Below are 15,967 nucleotides of genomic sequence, written 5' to 3'. Positions count from 1 at the left end.
CGGTTGCCGCACAGGACGAGTGCGGCATCGGTCAGCCAGCCTGTGCTAGTTTTCCCGGCTCGACGAAGGCGCCCTCCGGCGCTTTTCCGTGGCAAGGAGTAATCGATTACATGCAGGACCCGATGTTCAGCACCCCCGCTGCCGAAATCCGCCGCGCCGGGGTCGACCTCAATGGACTGATGACGGTGCTGGGCAAGCACCTGTATTCCACTCCGATGGTGGCGCTGCGCGAACTGGTGCAGAACGCGCACGATTCGATCATCCGCCGCCGTATCGAGCAGCCCGGCATCGAGTGCGTATCGCGCATCGACGTGCAGGTCGATGCCGCCGCCGGCGTGCTGCGCATCACCGACACCGGTGCCGGCCTGACCCGGCAGGAAATCCACGATTACCTGGCCACGGTTGGTGTGGGTTACACCCGGGGTCTGCGCCAGGAGGGCGAGGACAATGACGGCCTGATCGGCATGTTCGGCCTGGGCTTCCTGTCGGCCTTCGTGCTGGCGCGCCGTGTCAGCGTACGCACCACCTCCTACCAGGCGCCGGAGCTGGGCCACCTGTACGTCTCCAGCAACGCCGAGCAGTACACCGTCAGCGACGCGCCGGCACGCGCGATCGGCACCGAGGTCGAGCTGGAGCTGCATCCGGACTTCCTGCCGCTGGCCAACGAAGCGCGCCTGCACGAGGTGCTTGGGCGCTACTGCGCGCTGCTGTCCGAACCGATCTTCATCGGCGCTGCCGCCGAGGCCATCAACCCCGAACCGCCGCCGTGGCGCGGGCAGGGGGACGTCGCGCTGCATCCCGTGCAGGCGCGCCGCCAGGCGCTGCAGTTCGCTGCCCGTTTCGAACATGATTTCGAGCCCATCGTGACGATGCCGCTGCAGTCCGATGGCAGCAGCGATGCCATCGGCATGCTCTGGGTGCAGGACGGTGCCACCTACGGCACCAGCGACAACCGCAACCTGTCGGTGTTCGTGCGCGGCATGCTGCTGGACGACGATGCGCGCGACCTTTTGCCGCCGTGGGCCGGTTTCATCGGTGGGGTGATCGAGTCGTCGAAGCTGACCCCGACCGCCAGCCGCGAGGACCTGCAGCGTGATGATCACTATCGCGCCGTGCAGCACGCCCTGCTGGAAGCGCTGATCGATGGCCTGGCCGACGTCGCACGACAGCAGCCCGAAGCTTGGCGGCGTGTGCTCAGCCGGCACAATGAAGCCCTGCTGGGCGCGGCCCTGTGCGATGAGCGCCTGTTCGATCTGCTGCTGGAACACGTGCGCGTGCCGACCTCGCAGGGCGACCTGCCGGCCAGCGCGCTGCCGGCGCGCGGCGCGGTGCATGTGATCCTCGACAACGGTGGCGGCTTCGAGGAGATGCTGTTCCGTGCGATGGGCGTGCCGGTCGCGCATGGCCATCGCTATGCAGTGGTGCCCTTCCTGCGCCGCTGGGCCCAGGCCAAGGGCCTGCGCCTGGTCGAGCTCGGTACCGAGCAGGGCAATCGCGCACTGTTCCGTACCGACGACAGCCTTGACGATGCGCAGCTGGCCTGGCTGCGCGAACACCTGGGCGATGGCGAACAGCTGCTGCCGGCGCGGTTCAGCCCAGAGGCGCTGCCGGTGGTGGTGGTGCCCGACCGCGAAGCCGAGCTGAAGCAGCGCCTGGAAGACGACGAGAACGACAAGCGCGTATCGATGGCCGCACTGCGGCTGGCGCGCCAGTTCACCGCCCGCATCGAGGCGCGTGCGCCGTCACGGCTCTACCTCAACCTGGACAATCCAGCGGTGCAGGCATTGCTGCAGGCCCAGCGCGATGGCCACCCGCAGGCCGCCTCGGCCGCGCGCCTGCTGCGCTCGCTGAAGATCATCGTGTCCGCACAGGGCCGACCGTTGCAGCGGAGTACTGCGACGCCGGGCCCCGATCTCAATGGTGCATTTACCGATATTGCCGGTGCCCTGCAGCAGATGCTGCGCTGAGCACCGCCCCCTCTCATCCAGCCTTCGCTAGACAGGAGCATTCCCCCACCATGGATATCTGGAACTGGGTTGAAAAACTGCAGGAAGACCTGCGTCAGGCCGGGCAGGCACAGAACGCCCACCTGCTGACCCGCCTTGCCGATGACGTCAGTGAACTGCAGGTCGACCGCGTCGATGCACTGCTGCCCGAAGCGCGTGCGCTGGGCAAGGCGCTGGGCAACCCCTGGGTCGATGTCTATGTCGGCCATTGGGCGCTGCGCAACCGCGTCGGCAACCGCATGGAAGGTGAAAGCGCACTGGGCGAGTCGGTGGCGCTGTTCGAGCGTGCACACCGTGCCGATACCCTGGACTGCCCGCAGTCGATCTGCGTCACCCAGGATCTTGCCGCCTGCTACGGCAACATCGATGGTCCGGGCTGGGTGCCTGAGCGTATCGAGGTCTGCGACGAGACGCTGGGCCGTATCGACCCGAGCTGGGCCTGCTTCCAGTGCCTGAGCTGCGAGAAGGCGGACGCGCTGCTGGACGACGGCCGCGGCCAGGACGCGCTGGAGTACCTGCAGGTGCAGGCGGCGGCGATCCAGGCGCGTGGCAAGGAGGTGTTCGACAGCTTCCCGGAAATGCAGATCAAGATCCTGCTGGCCAGCGGCCGTGCGGAGGAGGCGCTGGCACTGATCGAGCAGCGCGAGGCCGAAGTAGCTGCTGCAGGCGACTACGAGCCGGCCAACTGCACGGTGCCGCGCCGGCTGTCCAAGGCCTGGGCGCTGGCCCAGCTGGGGCGTGATGAAGAGGCACTGCAGCAGCTGGTGCCATGGAGCGAGCTGACGCCGAACCACTGGCGGTTGTGGGCCAATACCGCCTCGACCCTGTGCAGCCGGGATGGCGCACGCAATACCTGGGATCTGGGGACGCGGTTCAACACCATCATCGAGCACTTCGCCGCGGTCGGTGCGCATCGTTTGGTGATCGAGATCGCTGCATTGAGCCTGGAACTGGCCCTGCAGCGTGGTGCGCGCTGGGTGGCGCAGCGCCAGCTCGGTCTGGCCCGGACCCATCTGGCACAGCTGCGGCAGGATCGTGGCGCTGCCGCGCTGGTGGCTGGATTGGCGGCACGGATCGAGGCGCTGCCGGAGATGGCACCGCTGCCGGTGCCTGCCGATGAACTGCTGGCGTGGCTGCAAGCGCAGGGCGAACAGCACCAGTCGCGCGATCCCGAGCGTGAAGCGCAGTGGCTGCTGCAGGCGCACGCCGAGCAGCCCGACGACGACGCGCTGGCCGAGGTCGCTGCCTCGGCGCTGCATGCCTGTGGCGCAACCACCGAAGCCATGGCGCTGCTGTGGGACTTCGTGCGCGGCCACGCGCGGGAAGATGGCGCGGCGGCCTACACCCTGATGCGTTGGCTGGCCGAGCAGGGCGATGATGATGGCCTGCGCAGGCTGGCGGCGACCTATTGCGACAGCGTGCCGGTGTTCGCGCACTGGTGTGAAGTACAGCGTGCACGGCGCGCGTCCGACTGGCCGGCGCTGGAACAGGCCGCGCAGGCGTTGTTGGCGTTGTCGCCGGGCTCGAACGGCGCACGCCGGACGCTTGCCAGCATGTACATGGAGACCGGCCGCTTCAGCGATGCGCAGGCCTGCTACGCGCAGCTGGTGGAGATGCTGGAGGAGCCGAATGCCGCGCACTGGGACCACATGAGTGCGGCGAGTGCGGCGGGCGACTGGGATGCGGTGCGACGCTCGGCGGCCGCGATCGGGATGGAACTGTCCAGCCAGCAGGGCGTGGTCGAAGAGCCCTGGGGCTGGGTGATCATCCGCAGCGAAGACGGCGGCGAGCCGGTGGAGTACTACGCCCGCCGCAGCGGGCCGGTGACCGCGCGCATCGTCGAGAACGCACCGGCCAACCGCGCGCAGCAGGTGGGTGACTGGGTGGTGTTCGACGCCGGCCTGGTGCACCCCGCACCAGAGGACGAAGCCGAGCGCGAGCACTTCATTCCGACCTATGCGCAGGTGCACGTGCTGGAGCGGGGTGGATTCGCACGCAGCTGGCTGGTCGACGGCGCGCATCCGGGCGAGGCGGCATGGAACGCGTTGGTGGAAGCGGCCGAGGCGCAGGGCTGGAAGGTGTGGTCGCACAGCCGTGCGGACTACACCGTGACCGATCCGGATGCCGAAGGCGGGACGCTGCCGGGGCTGCTGTTCACGGTCGCCCAGCCGCAGGATCACGCGCCGCTGGCACTGCATCGTTTTCTGCAGCAGGCGACGGCGGAGTGGGTGCATCCGCACTGCTGGCTCCGCCTGGCCGAGGCCTGCGACCAGGACCGGCAGCCGCATCTGGACGCGATCGAACGGTACGGGTTGTAATCAGCGGGTAGCGGGTTGGTGCCGACCGTTGGTCGGCACGCCGCTATCGCGTGCGCCCGAACACCAGCTCGATCACGAACTGGCTGCCGAAGAACGCCAGCAGCAGCAACGCCATCGCGGTCAGGGTCCAATGCACCGCCTTCGCGCCGCGCCAGCCGTAACGGCGGCGCCCGATCAGCAGCGTGCCGAACACGATCCAGGACAGGATGCTGAGCACGGTCTTGTGCACCAGCTTCTGCGCCAGCAGGTCATCGACGAACAGCACGCCGGTGACCAGGGTCAGCGTGAGCAGTGCAAAGCCGACCGCGATCACCCGGAACAGCAGGGCTTCCAGATCCGCCAGCGGGGGCAGGGCACGCAGCCACGGGCGAAAATCACGGCGGCGCAGGGCGCGTTCCTGCAGCCACAGCATGATCGCCAGCAACGCGGCCACGCTCAGGGTGGCGTAGGCCAGCAGCGCCATCCACGCGTGCGTGGCCAATTGCCAGCCCAGTGGCTTGCTCGGCTCGTGGCCGTAGGCGTGATAGATCCACAGCACCACGGCGGCCATCGGGAACACCAGCACCCCGAGCGCCGCCATGCGCCCGCGCGCGGCGACCAGCGAGGTCAGCCACGCCATGCCCAGGCCGACCAGCGACAGCGCGGCGAAGAAGTGCATGTCCGGCCCGCCGCTGGTACGCATCGCCACCAGCACGTGATAGCCGCCGTGCAGCAGCATCGCCGGCAGCGCCGGCCACAGCCAGGCCGGGGAGGTCACCGCGTCATCGCGGACGACCGCGCGCACCAGCAGGCCGGTGGCGGTCAGGTACAGCAGGGTCGCGATGAGAACGATTGTCATCGTGTCAGTTTCGCATACCCCCGGGGTGCTGGCGATGCCCGCAGCGCCGCCGTCAGCGCCGGTCCGGGAGCCGGGGCGGAACCGTTATACTGGCGGTCTCATTGTCTTTTGTTCTGAACAGGTCGCTTCCATGTTCGAGTCCCTGACCCAGCGCCTCTCCGGCACCATCGAGCGGCTGCGCGGCCGCGGTCGCCTGACCGAGGAAAACATCCGCGAGGCCACCCGCGAAGTCCGCATCGCGCTGCTTGAAGCCGATGTCGCGCTGCCGGTGGTGCAGGCGCTGGTCGAACGCATCAAGGTGCGCGCGGTCGGCCAGGAAGTGCTCAAGTCGCTGACCCCCGGCCAGGCGCTGATCAAGGTCGTGCGCGACGAGCTGACCGCGGTCATGGGCTCGGCCGCCTCGGACCTGAACCTCAACGTGCCGGCCCCGGCGATCATCCTGATGGCCGGCCTGCAGGGTGCGGGCAAGACCACCACCGTGGGCAAGCTGGCCAAGCACCTCAAGGAAAAGCGCAAGAAGAAGGTGATGGTGGTCTCGGCCGACGTCTACCGTCCGGCCGCGATCGAGCAGCTGAAGACGCTGGCCGACCAGGTCGGCGTGCTGTTCTTCCCGTCCACCGCCGACCAGAAGCCGGAAGCCATCGTCCGCGCTGCGATCGATGATGCGCGCAAGTCGTTCGTGGATGTGCTGATCGTCGATACCGCCGGTCGCCTGGCCATCGACGAAGCGATGATGGCCGAGATCAAGGCGCTGCACGCCGCGGTCAACCCGGCCGAAACGCTGTTCGTGGTCGACGCCATGACCGGTCAGGATGCCGCCAACACCGCCAAGGCCTTCGGCGATGCGCTGCCGCTGACCGGCGTGGTGCTGACCAAGACCGACGGTGACGCCCGCGGCGGTGCCGCGCTGAGCGTGCGCTACATCACCGGCAAGCCGATCAAGTTCGTCGGTGTCAGCGAAAAGCCGGACGGCCTGGATGTGTTCCACCCGGACCGTATCGCCAGCCGCATCCTGGACATGGGCGACGTGCTGTCGCTGGTGGAGCAGGTCGAGCAGCAGGTCGACAAGGACAAGGCCCAGAAGCTGGCCGAGAAGGTCGCCAAGGGCAAGAAGTTCGATCTGAACGACATGCGTGACCAGCTGGAACAGATGCAGAACATGGGCGGCATCGGCGGCCTGATGGACAAGCTGCCGGGCCTGGGGCAGATCCCGGATCACCTCAAGCAGCAGGTCAGCCAGGGCAAGGACGTGCCGCGCATGATCGCGATCATCAACTCGATGACCAAGAAGGAGCGCCGCAACCCGGGCCTGCTCAACGGTTCGCGCCGTGCCCGTATCGCGCGCGGTTCCGGCCTGACCCCGGCCGACGTCAACAAGCTCATGAAGCAGTTCCAGCAGATGGAAAAGATGATGAGCAAGATGGCCGGCGGCGGCATGAAGGGCATGATGCGCAGCATGAAGGGGATGATGGGCGCCATGGGCGGCCGCGGCGGCATGCCGTTCCGCTGAGTCCTGCGCACGCGCATTCCGGGCAGGGGCGGTGCGGCGTATGCTGGCACCGTCTCCTTTCACAGGTGCGCCGAGCGTGAGTGTTTCCCCGCTTCTCGAACGCGCCGACAGCTTCTGTCGGCGTTTTGCATTGCAGGCCCCGATCCTGCTCGCGCCGATGGCCGGCGCCTGCCCCGTGCCGCTGTCGGCCGCGCTCGCCAATGCCGGCAGCATGGGCGCGATGGGCGCGGTGCTGTCCCAGCCGCAGGACATCGTGGCGTGGATGAATGATTTCCGTGCGCAGTCCGCAGGGCCGGCGCAGGTCAACGTGTGGATACCCGACCCGCTGCCGTCACGCGATGCCGATGCTGAAGCGGCGACACGCCGCTTTCTGGCGCAGTGGGGCCCGGAGGTTCCGGCCACCGCCGCCGATGCCGGGCCGGCTGATTTCGACGCGCAGTTCGATGCCTTGATCGAGGCGCGCCCGGCGGTGGCCTCCACCATCATGGGCGTGTTTTCTCCGGCACAGGTGCAGCGTCTGAAAGACGTGGGCATCGCCTGGATCGCCTGCGCCACGACCTTGGCCGAAGCGCGGGCCGCGCAGGCTGCCGGCGCCGACGCGGTGGTCGCGCAGGGCTTCGAGGCGGGCGGCCATCGTGGTGCGTTCGATCCGGACGCGGCCGAGCGGCAGCTCGTCGGGTTGTTCGCGCTGCTGCCGCGGCTGGCCGATCATCTGGATATCCCGGTCATCGCGGCCGGTGGCATCGCCGATGGGCGCGGCATCGCGGCCGCCCTGACGCTGGGTGCGAGTGCGGTGCAGGTGGGCACCGCGTTCCTGCGCACCCCGGAGTGCCATTTGAATCCGGCATGGTCACAGGCATTGGCGAACGCCGAACCGGAAGATACCTGGCCGACGCGCGCCTTCAGTGGTCGTCTCGGCCGTGGCCTGGCCACCGCGTATGTGCGCGCCGCGGCGTCTGCTGATGCGCCACCGCCGCGGCCGTATCCGGTGCAGCGCGGGCTGACCGCGCCGATGCGCGCACAGGCGGGCCGCGACAACACGCTGGATGCAATGCAGGCGTGGGCGGGACAGTCTGCGTGGATGGCCCCGGCGCGCCCGGCGGCCGAGGTGCTGCGGCAGATGTGGTCCGATGCGAAGGCGTTGCTGGGATGACTTTGTACTGCAATGGCCGCGTTGCCAGCGCCGATGACCTTGCCGGTGCACTGACCAACTACGGTCATTTCACCTCGCTGCAGGTGCGCAATGGCGCGGTGCAGGGGCTGGATCTGCATCTGCAGCGTCTGCAGGAGGGCACGGTGGAGCTGTTCGGCACCGCGCTGGATCCGCTGCAGGTGCGGGCCTGGATGCACGGCGCGCTGCAGGCCGACGGTGCGGTCGATGCCTCGCTGCGGGTGACCGTGTTTTCACGGCAGTTCGATTTCCGGCAGCCGCTGCAGTCCGTCGCCGTCGATGTACTGGTCGCCGTCGCGCCACCGGTCGATCTGCCGCCGATAGCACGGCGACTGCGGACGGTGCGCTACCAGCGTGAGCTGCCGCACGTGAAGCATGTGGGCACGTTCGCGCTGTTCCAGCATCGCCGCGAGGCCTTGCTGGCCGGGGTGGACGACGCGCTGTTCGTCGGTGACGACGGGCTGGTCAGTGAAGGCACCACCTGGAACATCGCCTTCGCCTCGGGTGACACGTTGATCTGGCCGCAGGCGCCCGCGCTGCGCGGTACCCAGGAGCGCCTGCTGCAGGCCGGGTGGGGCAGCGATCAGCAGGTGCGGCCGGTCGCCCTGGCGGACCTGACTGGATTCGACGCGGCCATTGCCTGCAACGCGGCCGGCATCTGGCCGATCGCGGTGATCGATGGGGGCGTACTGGCGAACTCGGCGGCGTTGTGCGCCAAGGCCCGGCAGGTACTGGCGGCGGCACCCTGGCAGCCGTTGGTGGCCTGAACCACCTGATCGGCAGGCCCTGTTCAGCTTTCCCGGCCTTCACAGGCTTGGAATGACCGGAGGCCGCCGCTATAATCGCCGGCTTACCGCGCCATCCTGGCGACTGGGCAATTGAGGAAACAACACCATGGTCAAGATTCGACTGACCCGCGGCGGCGCCAAGAAGCGTCCCTTCTACCACATCATCGTGACCGATTCGCGCAGCGCCCGTGATGGCCGCAACATCGAGCGCGTCGGTTACTACAACCCGGTTGCCCAGGGTGCCGAGTCCCGCATCGTGCTGGACCTGCCGCTGGTCGACAAGTGGGTCGCCAACGGCGCCCAGATGACCGACAAGGTTCGCAACCTGTACAAGGAAGCGACCAAGGCCCAGGCCTCCGCGGCCTGATCCTGAAGGGCCGCGCCTGCCGCGGCCCATCGGTCTATACAGATGAAAGATACCGAGCGCCGCATCCTGCTGGGCAGGATTGTCGGCGCTTTTGGTGTGCGAGGCGAGATCAAGCTCGAGTCCTGGACCGAGCCGCGTACCGCCATTTTCCACTATCAGCCCTGGATCCTGCGGACCCCCGCCGGCCAGGAGAGCACGCTGACCGGTGCACGCGGACGTCAGTCCGGCAAGCATCTGGTCGCTGTGTTTCCCGACATCACCGACCGCGATGTGGTCGAGGCGATGTACGGGACCGAAGTCTATGTCGCGCGCAGCGCGCTGCCGCCCCCGAAGCCCGATGAGTATTACTGGGTCGATCTGGAGGGCTTGCAGGTGCGTACCGTCGAGGGTGTCGAACTTGGGCGGGCGTCACACCTGTTCTCGACCGGCTCCAACGACGTGCTCGTGGTGCAGGGAGATCGTGAGCGGATGATTCCGTTCGTGCAGCCCGAATTCGTCGTCTCGGTGGATTTCGAGGCCAACCTGATCGTGGTCGACTGGGATCCGGAGTTCTAAGCCGGATGCGTATCGACGTCGTCACGTTGTTCCCCGAGTTCATGGCGCAGTCGGCCGCGCTGGGCGTGGTCGGCCGTGCTGCCGAGCGCGGTCTGCTGGAACTGCACGGCTGGAATCCGCGTGACTATGCCGAAGGCAACTACCGCCGGGTGGACGACCGTCCATTCGGGGGTGGCCCGGGCATGGTCATGCTGATCGAGCCGCTGCGGGCCTGTCTGGCGGCCGCGAAAGCCGCCGATCCGGCGCCCGCGCCAGTGATCTACCTCAGCCCGCAGGGCAGGCCGCTGACCCAGGCCAAGGTCCGGGAGCTGGCGGCACTGCCGCGCATGATCCTGCTCTGCGGCCGCTATGAGGGCATCGACGAGCGCTTCCTCGAGGCCGAGGTCACCGAGGAAATCTCTCTCGGCGATTACGTCCTGTCCGGCGGTGAGCTGGGTGCGGCGGTGATCGTCGATGCGGTGACCCGCCTGCAGGACGGGGCCCTCGGCGATGCCGAATCGGCCGCCCAGGACAGTTTCGAAGGCCCGCAGGGGCTGCTGGACTGCCCGCATTACAGCCATCCGGCCCAGCATGAATGGGGCACTGTCCCGGACGTGCTGCGCTCGGGCAACCATGCCGCCATCGCCCGCTGGCGCCGGCAGCAGTCGTTGCTGCGCACAGCGCTGCGGCGGCCGGATCTGCTTGACGAAGGCCAGTTGTCCAAGGCCGACCGCCTCCTGCTGGAGCAGGCACGGCAGGCCCTTGCCAAGGATCCAACCCCCTAGCGCGGGGGCGGGATCTTGTTTACAATTCGGGATTGCCATCGGCCTTTTGGGGCCCGTTGGCAGGAACCCCTACAAAAAACGTGCAGCACAGTCCGGTGACTGCATGAGCCCACGTTGTCGAACGACACGATCACCCGAACACTATCGGTGCACCCATGAGCAAGCTGAACAAATCCATCCTCTCGGACTTCGAATCCGCCCAGATCACCCGCGAGCTGCCGAAGTTCAGCCAGGGTGACACCGTCGTCGTCAACGTGAAGGTGAAGGAAGGCAACCGTGAGCGCGTGCAGGCTTACGAAGGCGTCGTCATCGGCACCAAGAACGCCGGCCTGAACTCCGCGTTCACCGTCCGCAAGATCTCGCACGGCTACGGCGTCGAGCGCGTCTTCCAGACCCACAGCGCCATCATCGACTCGGTCGAAGTGAAGCGTCGTGGCAAGGTCCGCGCCGGCAAGCTGTACTACCTGCGTGGTCTGGAAGGCAAGGCTGCCCGCATCAAGGAAGATCTGGCTGCTGCTGCGCAGGCCAAGGCCGCGCGCCTGGCTGCCAAGGCTGCCCAGTAATTCCCGGCCGACGACTTCTGTTGTCGCCTCAAACGGCCACCTTCGGGTGGCCGTTTGCATTTGTGGCCTCGTGATGGAGAAACACATGAACCGTTATCCCGCCGATGTTCGTCATGCGCTGCAGGCCATGGCCGACGCCAACGTGCCCGCCGGCATGCGTGCACCGCCGATGCATCGGCTGCTGTGGCGCATGGGCCTGCGCGTGCCGCCACCGCTGCTCGCCAGCTTCAGCGCCAACCTGTTCGTGATGGGCGGGCTGTTTGGCGTGTTGTGGGGCGTGTTGTGGCGCGCCTTGATGTGGCTGGTCCTGGAGCCTGGCTCGCTGACGCTGGGTATCACCATCGGCAGTGCTGTCATGGCCGGGCTGTTGTTCGGCGTGATGATGGCGCTGCTGATGCGCTACCAGCGCCGGCGCTACCAACTGCCTGCCTGGAAGACGCTGCTGCAGGGGCGCGTGGCTTAATCCGGGCGGGCAGTGCCGGCCGGGGCGGGCTGCAGCGGCGTGGCCGGGTTCGGGTCCGCCACCGGTGACGGCGGCGAAGCAGGGACCTCGGCCGGGGCGGCCAGTTCCTCGTGATGGCTGGGCAGCATGCGCGCCTTGCGCCAGCCGCCCCAGCGGTAGTACGCCAGCGACATCAACATCGCGCAGAACGAGCTGACCGGGAAACTCCACCACACCGCGTCTGCCCCCCAGCGGTCCTGCAGCAGTTCGGCGAACGGCACGCGGATGCCCCACAGCGAGGCCGCCAGGATCAGCAGCGGCGGAATCACCGCGCCGGTCGAGCGCACCACGCCGGAGATCACGAAGTTCACGCCGAAGAACAGGAACGACCACACCGCGATGTGGTTGAGGTGGCGCGCCACCTCCAGCGCCTGGCTGCCCTCGGGCAGGAACAGGGCAAGCGTGTAACGATCGAGCAGGATCAGCGGCAGGATCAACACGCCGGTCAGCAGGAAGTTGTAGAGCACGCCGCTGCGGGCGGTACCACGCACGCGGTCCCAGCGCTGCGCGCCGACATTCTGCGCGGCCATGGTCGAGCACGCCGCACCGATCGCCATCGCCGGCATCTGCACGTACGTCCACAGCTGCAGCGAGGCGCCATACGCGGCGGCGGTATCGGTACCGTAGCTGTTGACCATGGTCATCATCAGGATCATCGACAGCGAGATCAGCACCATCTGCAGGCCCATCGGTACGCCTTTGACCACCAGCGCGCGCAGGATCTCGCCATCGATCTTGAGCAGCGCCATGTCCTTGCGCCCCAGCCACAGCACGTGGCGCTTGTTGCGCATGTACCAGAGCAGGCCGAGCAGTGAGAGGGTCTGCGCGATCAACGTGGCCCAGGCCGCGCCGGCGATGCCCAGCTGCGGGAACGGGCCGATGCCGAAGATCAGCAGCGGGTTGAAGCCGATATCCAGCACCACCGAGAGCAGCAGGAAACGGAACGGCGTGCGTGAGTCACCCACACCGCGCAGTGCCGAACTGAGGAAGGCGAAGGCATACAGCGTTGGCATCGCCAGGAAGATGATGCGCAGGTAGGCCTCGGCCAGCGGCAGCGATTCGGCCGGTGTGCCCATCGCCGCCAGCAACGGATGCGACAACCACCAGCCGGCGATCGCGATCACCACCGACAGACCGATGAAGAACGTCGCACTGGTGCCCATCACGCGCCGGGCCTGGGGCAGGTCGCGCGCGCCCATCGACTGGCCGATCAGGATCGAGGCAGCCATGCCGATCCCGAATACCGAGCCGATCAGGAAGAACATGATGTTGTTGGCGTTCGCGGTGGCGGTCAGCGCCGCCTCGCCGAGGAAGCGGCCGACCCAGATCGCGTTCACCGAGCCGTTCATCGACTGGGCGATGTTGCCGGCCAGGATCGGCAGGGCGAACAGGAACAGATTGCGCCCGATCGGGCCCGTGGTCAGGTCAAGCGGCGCTTTGGCCATGTGCGCTGGAGATCAAGCTCAGAGAGCGGCACACTAGCACCAAGCCCATCAAGGGGATATCGCGATGCGCACTTCCGCGTCTCAACGCACGTCAGCCGCTCCCCCGGTAGTGCCGGCCGCTGGCCGGCTGCAGATCCTCCCGGCTGACCGGTTCATCCCCGCCGCGCTGGCCCTCTTGATTGGCGCCGCGCTGGCCGCATGTTCGAGTACGGACGACCGCCTGCGCGATGCGCAGGTGCGGCCGATGGACCGACCGGAATGCCAGGTTGGCAGCCAGCGCCGCGATCTGGATGCCGGGGTACCGGCACTGATCGGTGGCACCGGGTGCCGCGGTAATCCGGACGCGACGCAACCCCTGAACCGACAACCGGCCAACGCCGTGGAGCTGGGTAGAAAGCATGACTGATGCAACACCGGTGGCCGCCGTGCGGCTGGATGTGTGGCTGTGGGCCGCACGGTTCTACCGAACCCGCAGCCTGGCCAAACAGGCGGTGGAAACTGGCAAGGTGGACGTCGCCGGGCAGCGCCCGAAGTCCTCGCGCGCGGTGCGCGTGGGCGAAGCGCTGCAGATCAGCCGTGGCGATGAAGTGTTCGAGGTCGAAGTGCGTGGCCTGAGCGAGATGCGCGGCCCGGCGCCGGTGGCGCAGCAGTTGTACGCCGAGAGCGAGGCCTCGCTTGCGCGCCGCGCGGAACTGCGCCTGCAGCGTGCGGCAGCGAAGAATGGTTACCAGCCGCCGGAGCACAAGCCGGACAAGCGTGCGCGTCGGTTGATCCGCGCGCTGGGGGATCTGGACGCGCTGTGATCTGCATACTGCACGCATGAAAAGACCGGGCCATGCGGCCCGGTCTTTGTCTGTGCCTACGGTGTTGAATCAACGCAGGTCGTAACGGTCCAGCTCCATCACCCGCGCCCAGGCGGCCACGAAGTCACGGACGAACTTCTTCTCACCGTCCGCGCTGGCGTAGACCTCGGCCAGGGCGCGCAGCACCGAGTTCGAACCGAACACCAGATCCACGCGGCTGCCGCTCCAGCGCTGCGCGCCGGTACTGCGGTCGCGGCCGCTGTAGCCATCGCCACTGGCGACCCACTGCGTCCCCATGTCGAGCAGGTTGACGAAGAAGTCGTTGCTCAACGTGCCGACGCGATCGGTGAACACGCCGTCCTTGCTGCCGCCGACGTTGGTGCCGATCACCCGCAGGCCGCCGACCAGGGCGGTCATCTCCGGTGCGGTCAGCGTGAGCAGCTGTGCACGGTCGATCAGCAGCGCCTCGGCCGGCACGCTGTAGCGAGCCTTGACGTAGTTGCGGAAGCCATCGGCATACGGTTCCAGCACGGCGAAGGACGCCACATCGGTCTGCTCCTGGCTGGCATCGGTGCGGCCCGGGTTGAACGGCACGCTGACCTCATGGCCACCGGCCCTGGCCGCCTGCTCGACGCCGACATTGCCGGCCAGCACGATCAGATCGGCCAACGAGACCGGCGCACCGCCAGTGCCCTTGAAGCCGGCCTGGATCTTCTCCAGCGCGGCCAGCACCTTGCCCAGCTGCTGCGGCTGGTTGACGGCCCAGTCCTTCTGCGGGGCCAGGCGCACACGCGCACCGTTGGCGCCGCCACGCTTGTCCGAGCCGCGGAAGGTCGAGGCCGAGGCCCAGGCGGTGGAAACCAGTTCGCCCGCGCTCAGGCCGGCCGCGGCGATCTGCTGCTTCAGCGCGGTGATGTCCTGTGCGCTGAGCGTGGTCTGCGGGGCCGCCGGCACCGGGTCCTGCCAGACGAATTCTTCGGCCGGGATCTCCGGGCCGAGGTAGCGTGCACGCGGGCCCATGTCGCGATGGGTCAGCTTGAACCACGCGCGGGCGAAGGCGTCGGCGAAGGCCTGCGGATCGGCCAGGAAGCGGCGTGAGATCTTTTCGTAGGCCGGGTCCACACGCAGCGACAGGTCGGTGGTGAGCATGGTCGGGCGGTGCTTCTTCGAGGGATCGTGCGCGTCGGGAATGATCGCCTCGCTGTCCTTGGCCACCCACTGGTGCGCACCGGCCGGGCTCTTGGTCAGCTCCCACTCGTGGCCGAACAGGATCTCGAAGAAGTCATGGCTCCACTGCGCCGGGGTGCGCGTCCAGGTCACTTCCAGGCCACTGGTGATGGTGTCGCCGCCCTTGCCGGTGCCGAATCGGTTGGCCCAGCCCAGGCCCTGGCTTTCCAGGCCCGCGGCTTCCGGTTCCACATCGACGTTGTCGGCCGGGCCGGCGCCGTGGGTCTTGCCGAAGCTGTGGCCACCGGCGATCAGCGCGACGGTTTCCTCGTCGTCCATCGCCATGCGTCCGAACGTATCGCGGATGTCGAAGGCCGCCTTGAGCGGATCGGGATTGCCATCCGGGCCTTCCGGATTGACGTAGATCAGGCCCATCTGCACCGCGGCCAGCGGGTTCTCCAGATCGCGCGAGTGGATGTCGCCGTCGGCGTCATCATCGGAGACCAGCACGCCGTGGTCTTCCTGCACGCCTTCGGAGCCATGCGCATAGCGCACATCACCGCCGAGCCAGGTGGTCTCGCGGCCCCAGTACACATCCTGGTCGGGTTCCCAGGTATCCGGGCGGCCGCCGGCGAAGCCCAGTGTCTTGAAGCCCATCGATTCGAGCGCGACGTTGCCGGTGAGCACCAGCAGGTCCGCCCAGGAGATCGCCTGGCCGTACTTCTGCTTGATCGGCCACAGCAGGCGGCGTGCCTTGTCCAGGCTGACGTTGTCCGGCCAGCTGTTGAGCGGAGCGAAGCGCTGCTGGCCACGCCCGGCGCCGCCACGGCCATCGCCGATGCGGTAGGTGCCGGCGCTGTGCCAGGCCATGCGCACAAACAGGCCGCCGTAGTGGCCGAAGTCGGCCGGCCACCAGTCCTGCGAATCGGTCATCAAGGCCTTGAGGTCGGTCTTGAGCGCGGCGTAATCCAGGCCCTTGAAAGCCTCGGCGTAATCGAATGCCTCATCCAGCGGATGCGACCGGGTCGAGTGCTGGTTGAGCAGGTCCACCCGCAGCTGCTTGGGCCACCAGTCGCGGTTGGTGGTGGCATCGCCGACGAGGGCGTGGTTGAACGGGCACTTGGCTTCGCTTTTCATGGGTATCTACCTGTGTACTGGCGAACGTGGCCA

Annotated in this window: 15 protein-coding genes; 12 read left to right on the top strand and 3 right to left on the bottom strand. The window is 67.7% G+C overall.

Features of this window, described 5'->3' with window-relative positions; genetic code table 11:
* Positions 1–110 precede the first annotated feature (110 nt).
* Together K4043_RS11220 and K4043_RS11215 are read left to right on the top strand one after the other, a co-directional pair.
* Complete coding sequence (locus K4043_RS11220) at positions 111–1,967, top strand: ATP-binding protein (protein WP_265309388.1); 1,857 nt, start codon at positions 111–113, stop codon at positions 1,965–1,967.
* A gap of 50 nt (positions 1,968–2,017) precedes the next feature.
* On the top strand, positions 2,018–4,324 hold the full coding sequence (locus K4043_RS11215) for a hypothetical protein (protein ID WP_265309387.1): 2,307 nt from the start codon (positions 2,018–2,020) through the stop codon (positions 4,322–4,324).
* A 43-nt stretch (positions 4,325–4,367) separates the two neighbouring features.
* Here K4043_RS11215 and ccsA read toward each other — a convergent pair whose 3' ends face one another.
* Entirely contained in the window at positions 4,368–5,162 is a 795-nt protein-coding gene (gene ccsA, locus K4043_RS11210; RefSeq protein ID WP_121043472.1) for a cytochrome c biogenesis protein CcsA, read from the bottom strand.
* Positions 5,163–5,292: 130 nt separating this feature from the next.
* Between ccsA and ffh the strand changes: the two genes are divergently transcribed.
* From ffh to K4043_RS11170, 8 genes are all read left to right on the top strand, one after another.
* Positions 5,293–6,672, top strand: coding sequence for a signal recognition particle protein (gene ffh / locus K4043_RS11205; RefSeq protein ID WP_265309386.1), 1,380 nt, complete (start codon positions 5,293–5,295; stop codon positions 6,670–6,672).
* A gap of 76 nt (positions 6,673–6,748) precedes the next feature.
* The gene (locus tag K4043_RS11200) at positions 6,749–7,825 is read left to right on the top strand and encodes a nitronate monooxygenase (protein WP_265309385.1); all 1,077 of its coding nucleotides are present in this window, start codon (positions 6,749–6,751) and stop codon (positions 7,823–7,825) included.
* Positions 7,822–8,610: an aminotransferase class IV family protein gene (locus K4043_RS11195; RefSeq protein WP_265309384.1), complete on the top strand. Its 789-nt coding sequence runs from the start codon at positions 7,822–7,824 to the stop codon at positions 8,608–8,610. Before K4043_RS11200 ends, K4043_RS11195 begins: the two co-directional genes overlap by 4 nt.
* Before the next feature lie 127 nt (positions 8,611–8,737).
* Entirely contained in the window at positions 8,738–8,998 is a 261-nt protein-coding gene (gene rpsP, locus K4043_RS11190) for a 30S ribosomal protein S16 (RefSeq protein ID WP_017356068.1), read from the top strand.
* 42 nt (positions 8,999–9,040) lie between these two features.
* A complete protein-coding gene (gene rimM / locus K4043_RS11185; protein WP_121043481.1) occupies positions 9,041–9,553 on the top strand; it encodes a ribosome maturation factor RimM in 513 nt (170 codons plus the stop codon).
* A gap of 5 nt (positions 9,554–9,558) precedes the next feature.
* Positions 9,559–10,317, top strand: a complete 759-nt coding sequence (gene trmD / locus K4043_RS11180; protein ID WP_123728688.1) for a tRNA (guanosine(37)-N1)-methyltransferase TrmD — start codon at positions 9,559–9,561, stop codon at positions 10,315–10,317.
* 155 nt (positions 10,318–10,472) lie between these two features.
* Positions 10,473–10,880: a 50S ribosomal protein L19 gene (gene rplS, locus K4043_RS11175; protein ID WP_019184486.1), complete on the top strand. Its 408-nt coding sequence runs from the start codon at positions 10,473–10,475 to the stop codon at positions 10,878–10,880.
* Between the two features lie 85 nt (positions 10,881–10,965).
* The gene (locus tag K4043_RS11170) at positions 10,966–11,343 is read left to right on the top strand and encodes a DUF6404 family protein (RefSeq protein WP_265309383.1); all 378 of its coding nucleotides are present in this window, start codon (positions 10,966–10,968) and stop codon (positions 11,341–11,343) included.
* Here K4043_RS11170 and K4043_RS11165 read toward each other — a convergent pair.
* Positions 11,340–12,827: an MATE family efflux transporter gene (locus K4043_RS11165; RefSeq protein WP_265309382.1), complete on the bottom strand. Its 1,488-nt coding sequence runs from the start codon at positions 12,825–12,827 to the stop codon at positions 11,340–11,342. The two genes, K4043_RS11170 and K4043_RS11165, sit on opposite strands and share 4 nt — an antisense overlap.
* 109 nt (positions 12,828–12,936) lie before the next feature.
* Here K4043_RS11165 and K4043_RS11160 point away from each other — a divergent pair, with 109 nt between their 5' ends.
* Positions 12,937–13,233, top strand: coding sequence for a hypothetical protein (locus tag K4043_RS11160; protein WP_321160149.1), 297 nt, complete (start codon positions 12,937–12,939; stop codon positions 13,231–13,233).
* Positions 13,226–13,630 carry a S4 domain-containing protein gene (locus K4043_RS11155; RefSeq protein ID WP_265309380.1) on the top strand — a complete coding sequence of 135 codons (405 nt, stop codon included), beginning with the start codon at positions 13,226–13,228 and terminating at the stop codon, positions 13,628–13,630. Before K4043_RS11160 ends, K4043_RS11155 begins: the two co-directional genes overlap by 8 nt.
* A 69-nt stretch (positions 13,631–13,699) precedes the next feature.
* On the opposite strand, the gene katG is transcribed toward K4043_RS11155, so the two are convergent.
* Complete coding sequence (gene katG / locus K4043_RS11150; RefSeq protein WP_265309379.1) at positions 13,700–15,934, bottom strand: catalase/peroxidase HPI; 2,235 nt, start codon at positions 15,932–15,934, stop codon at positions 13,700–13,702.
* Between the last annotated feature and the right edge of the window lie 33 nt (positions 15,935–15,967).

It is taken from the genome of Stenotrophomonas sp. SRS1, assembly GCF_026130205.1.
Classification (GTDB): Bacteria; Pseudomonadota; Gammaproteobacteria; order Xanthomonadales; family Xanthomonadaceae; genus Stenotrophomonas; species Stenotrophomonas rhizophila_B.
This window is presented reverse-complemented; position numbering and strand designations above follow the sequence as displayed.

Coding starts and splice junctions, on each gene's coding strand:
- K4043_RS11220 (WP_265309388.1), top strand. CDS start 111: ATGCAGGACCCGATGTTCAGCACCCCCGCTGCCGAAATCCGCCGCGCC.
- K4043_RS11215 (WP_265309387.1), top strand. CDS start 2,018: ATGGATATCTGGAACTGGGTTGAAAAACTGCAGGAAGACCTGCGTCAG.
- ccsA (WP_121043472.1), bottom strand. CDS start 5,162: ATGACAATCGTTCTCATCGCGACCCTGCTGTACCTGACCGCCACCGGC.
- ffh (WP_265309386.1), top strand. CDS start 5,293: ATGTTCGAGTCCCTGACCCAGCGCCTCTCCGGCACCATCGAGCGGCTG.
- K4043_RS11195 (WP_265309384.1), top strand. CDS start 7,822: ATGACTTTGTACTGCAATGGCCGCGTTGCCAGCGCCGATGACCTTGCC.
- rpsP (WP_017356068.1), top strand. CDS start 8,738: ATGGTCAAGATTCGACTGACCCGCGGCGGCGCCAAGAAGCGTCCCTTC.
- rimM (WP_121043481.1), top strand. CDS start 9,041: ATGAAAGATACCGAGCGCCGCATCCTGCTGGGCAGGATTGTCGGCGCT.
- trmD (WP_123728688.1), top strand. CDS start 9,559: ATGCGTATCGACGTCGTCACGTTGTTCCCCGAGTTCATGGCGCAGTCG.
- rplS (WP_019184486.1), top strand. CDS start 10,473: ATGAGCAAGCTGAACAAATCCATCCTCTCGGACTTCGAATCCGCCCAG.
- K4043_RS11170 (WP_265309383.1), top strand. CDS start 10,966: ATGAACCGTTATCCCGCCGATGTTCGTCATGCGCTGCAGGCCATGGCC.
- K4043_RS11165 (WP_265309382.1), bottom strand. CDS start 12,827: ATGGCCAAAGCGCCGCTTGACCTGACCACGGGCCCGATCGGGCGCAAT.
- K4043_RS11155 (WP_265309380.1), top strand. CDS start 13,226: ATGACTGATGCAACACCGGTGGCCGCCGTGCGGCTGGATGTGTGGCTG.
- katG (WP_265309379.1), bottom strand. CDS start 15,934: ATGAAAAGCGAAGCCAAGTGCCCGTTCAACCACGCCCTCGTCGGCGAT.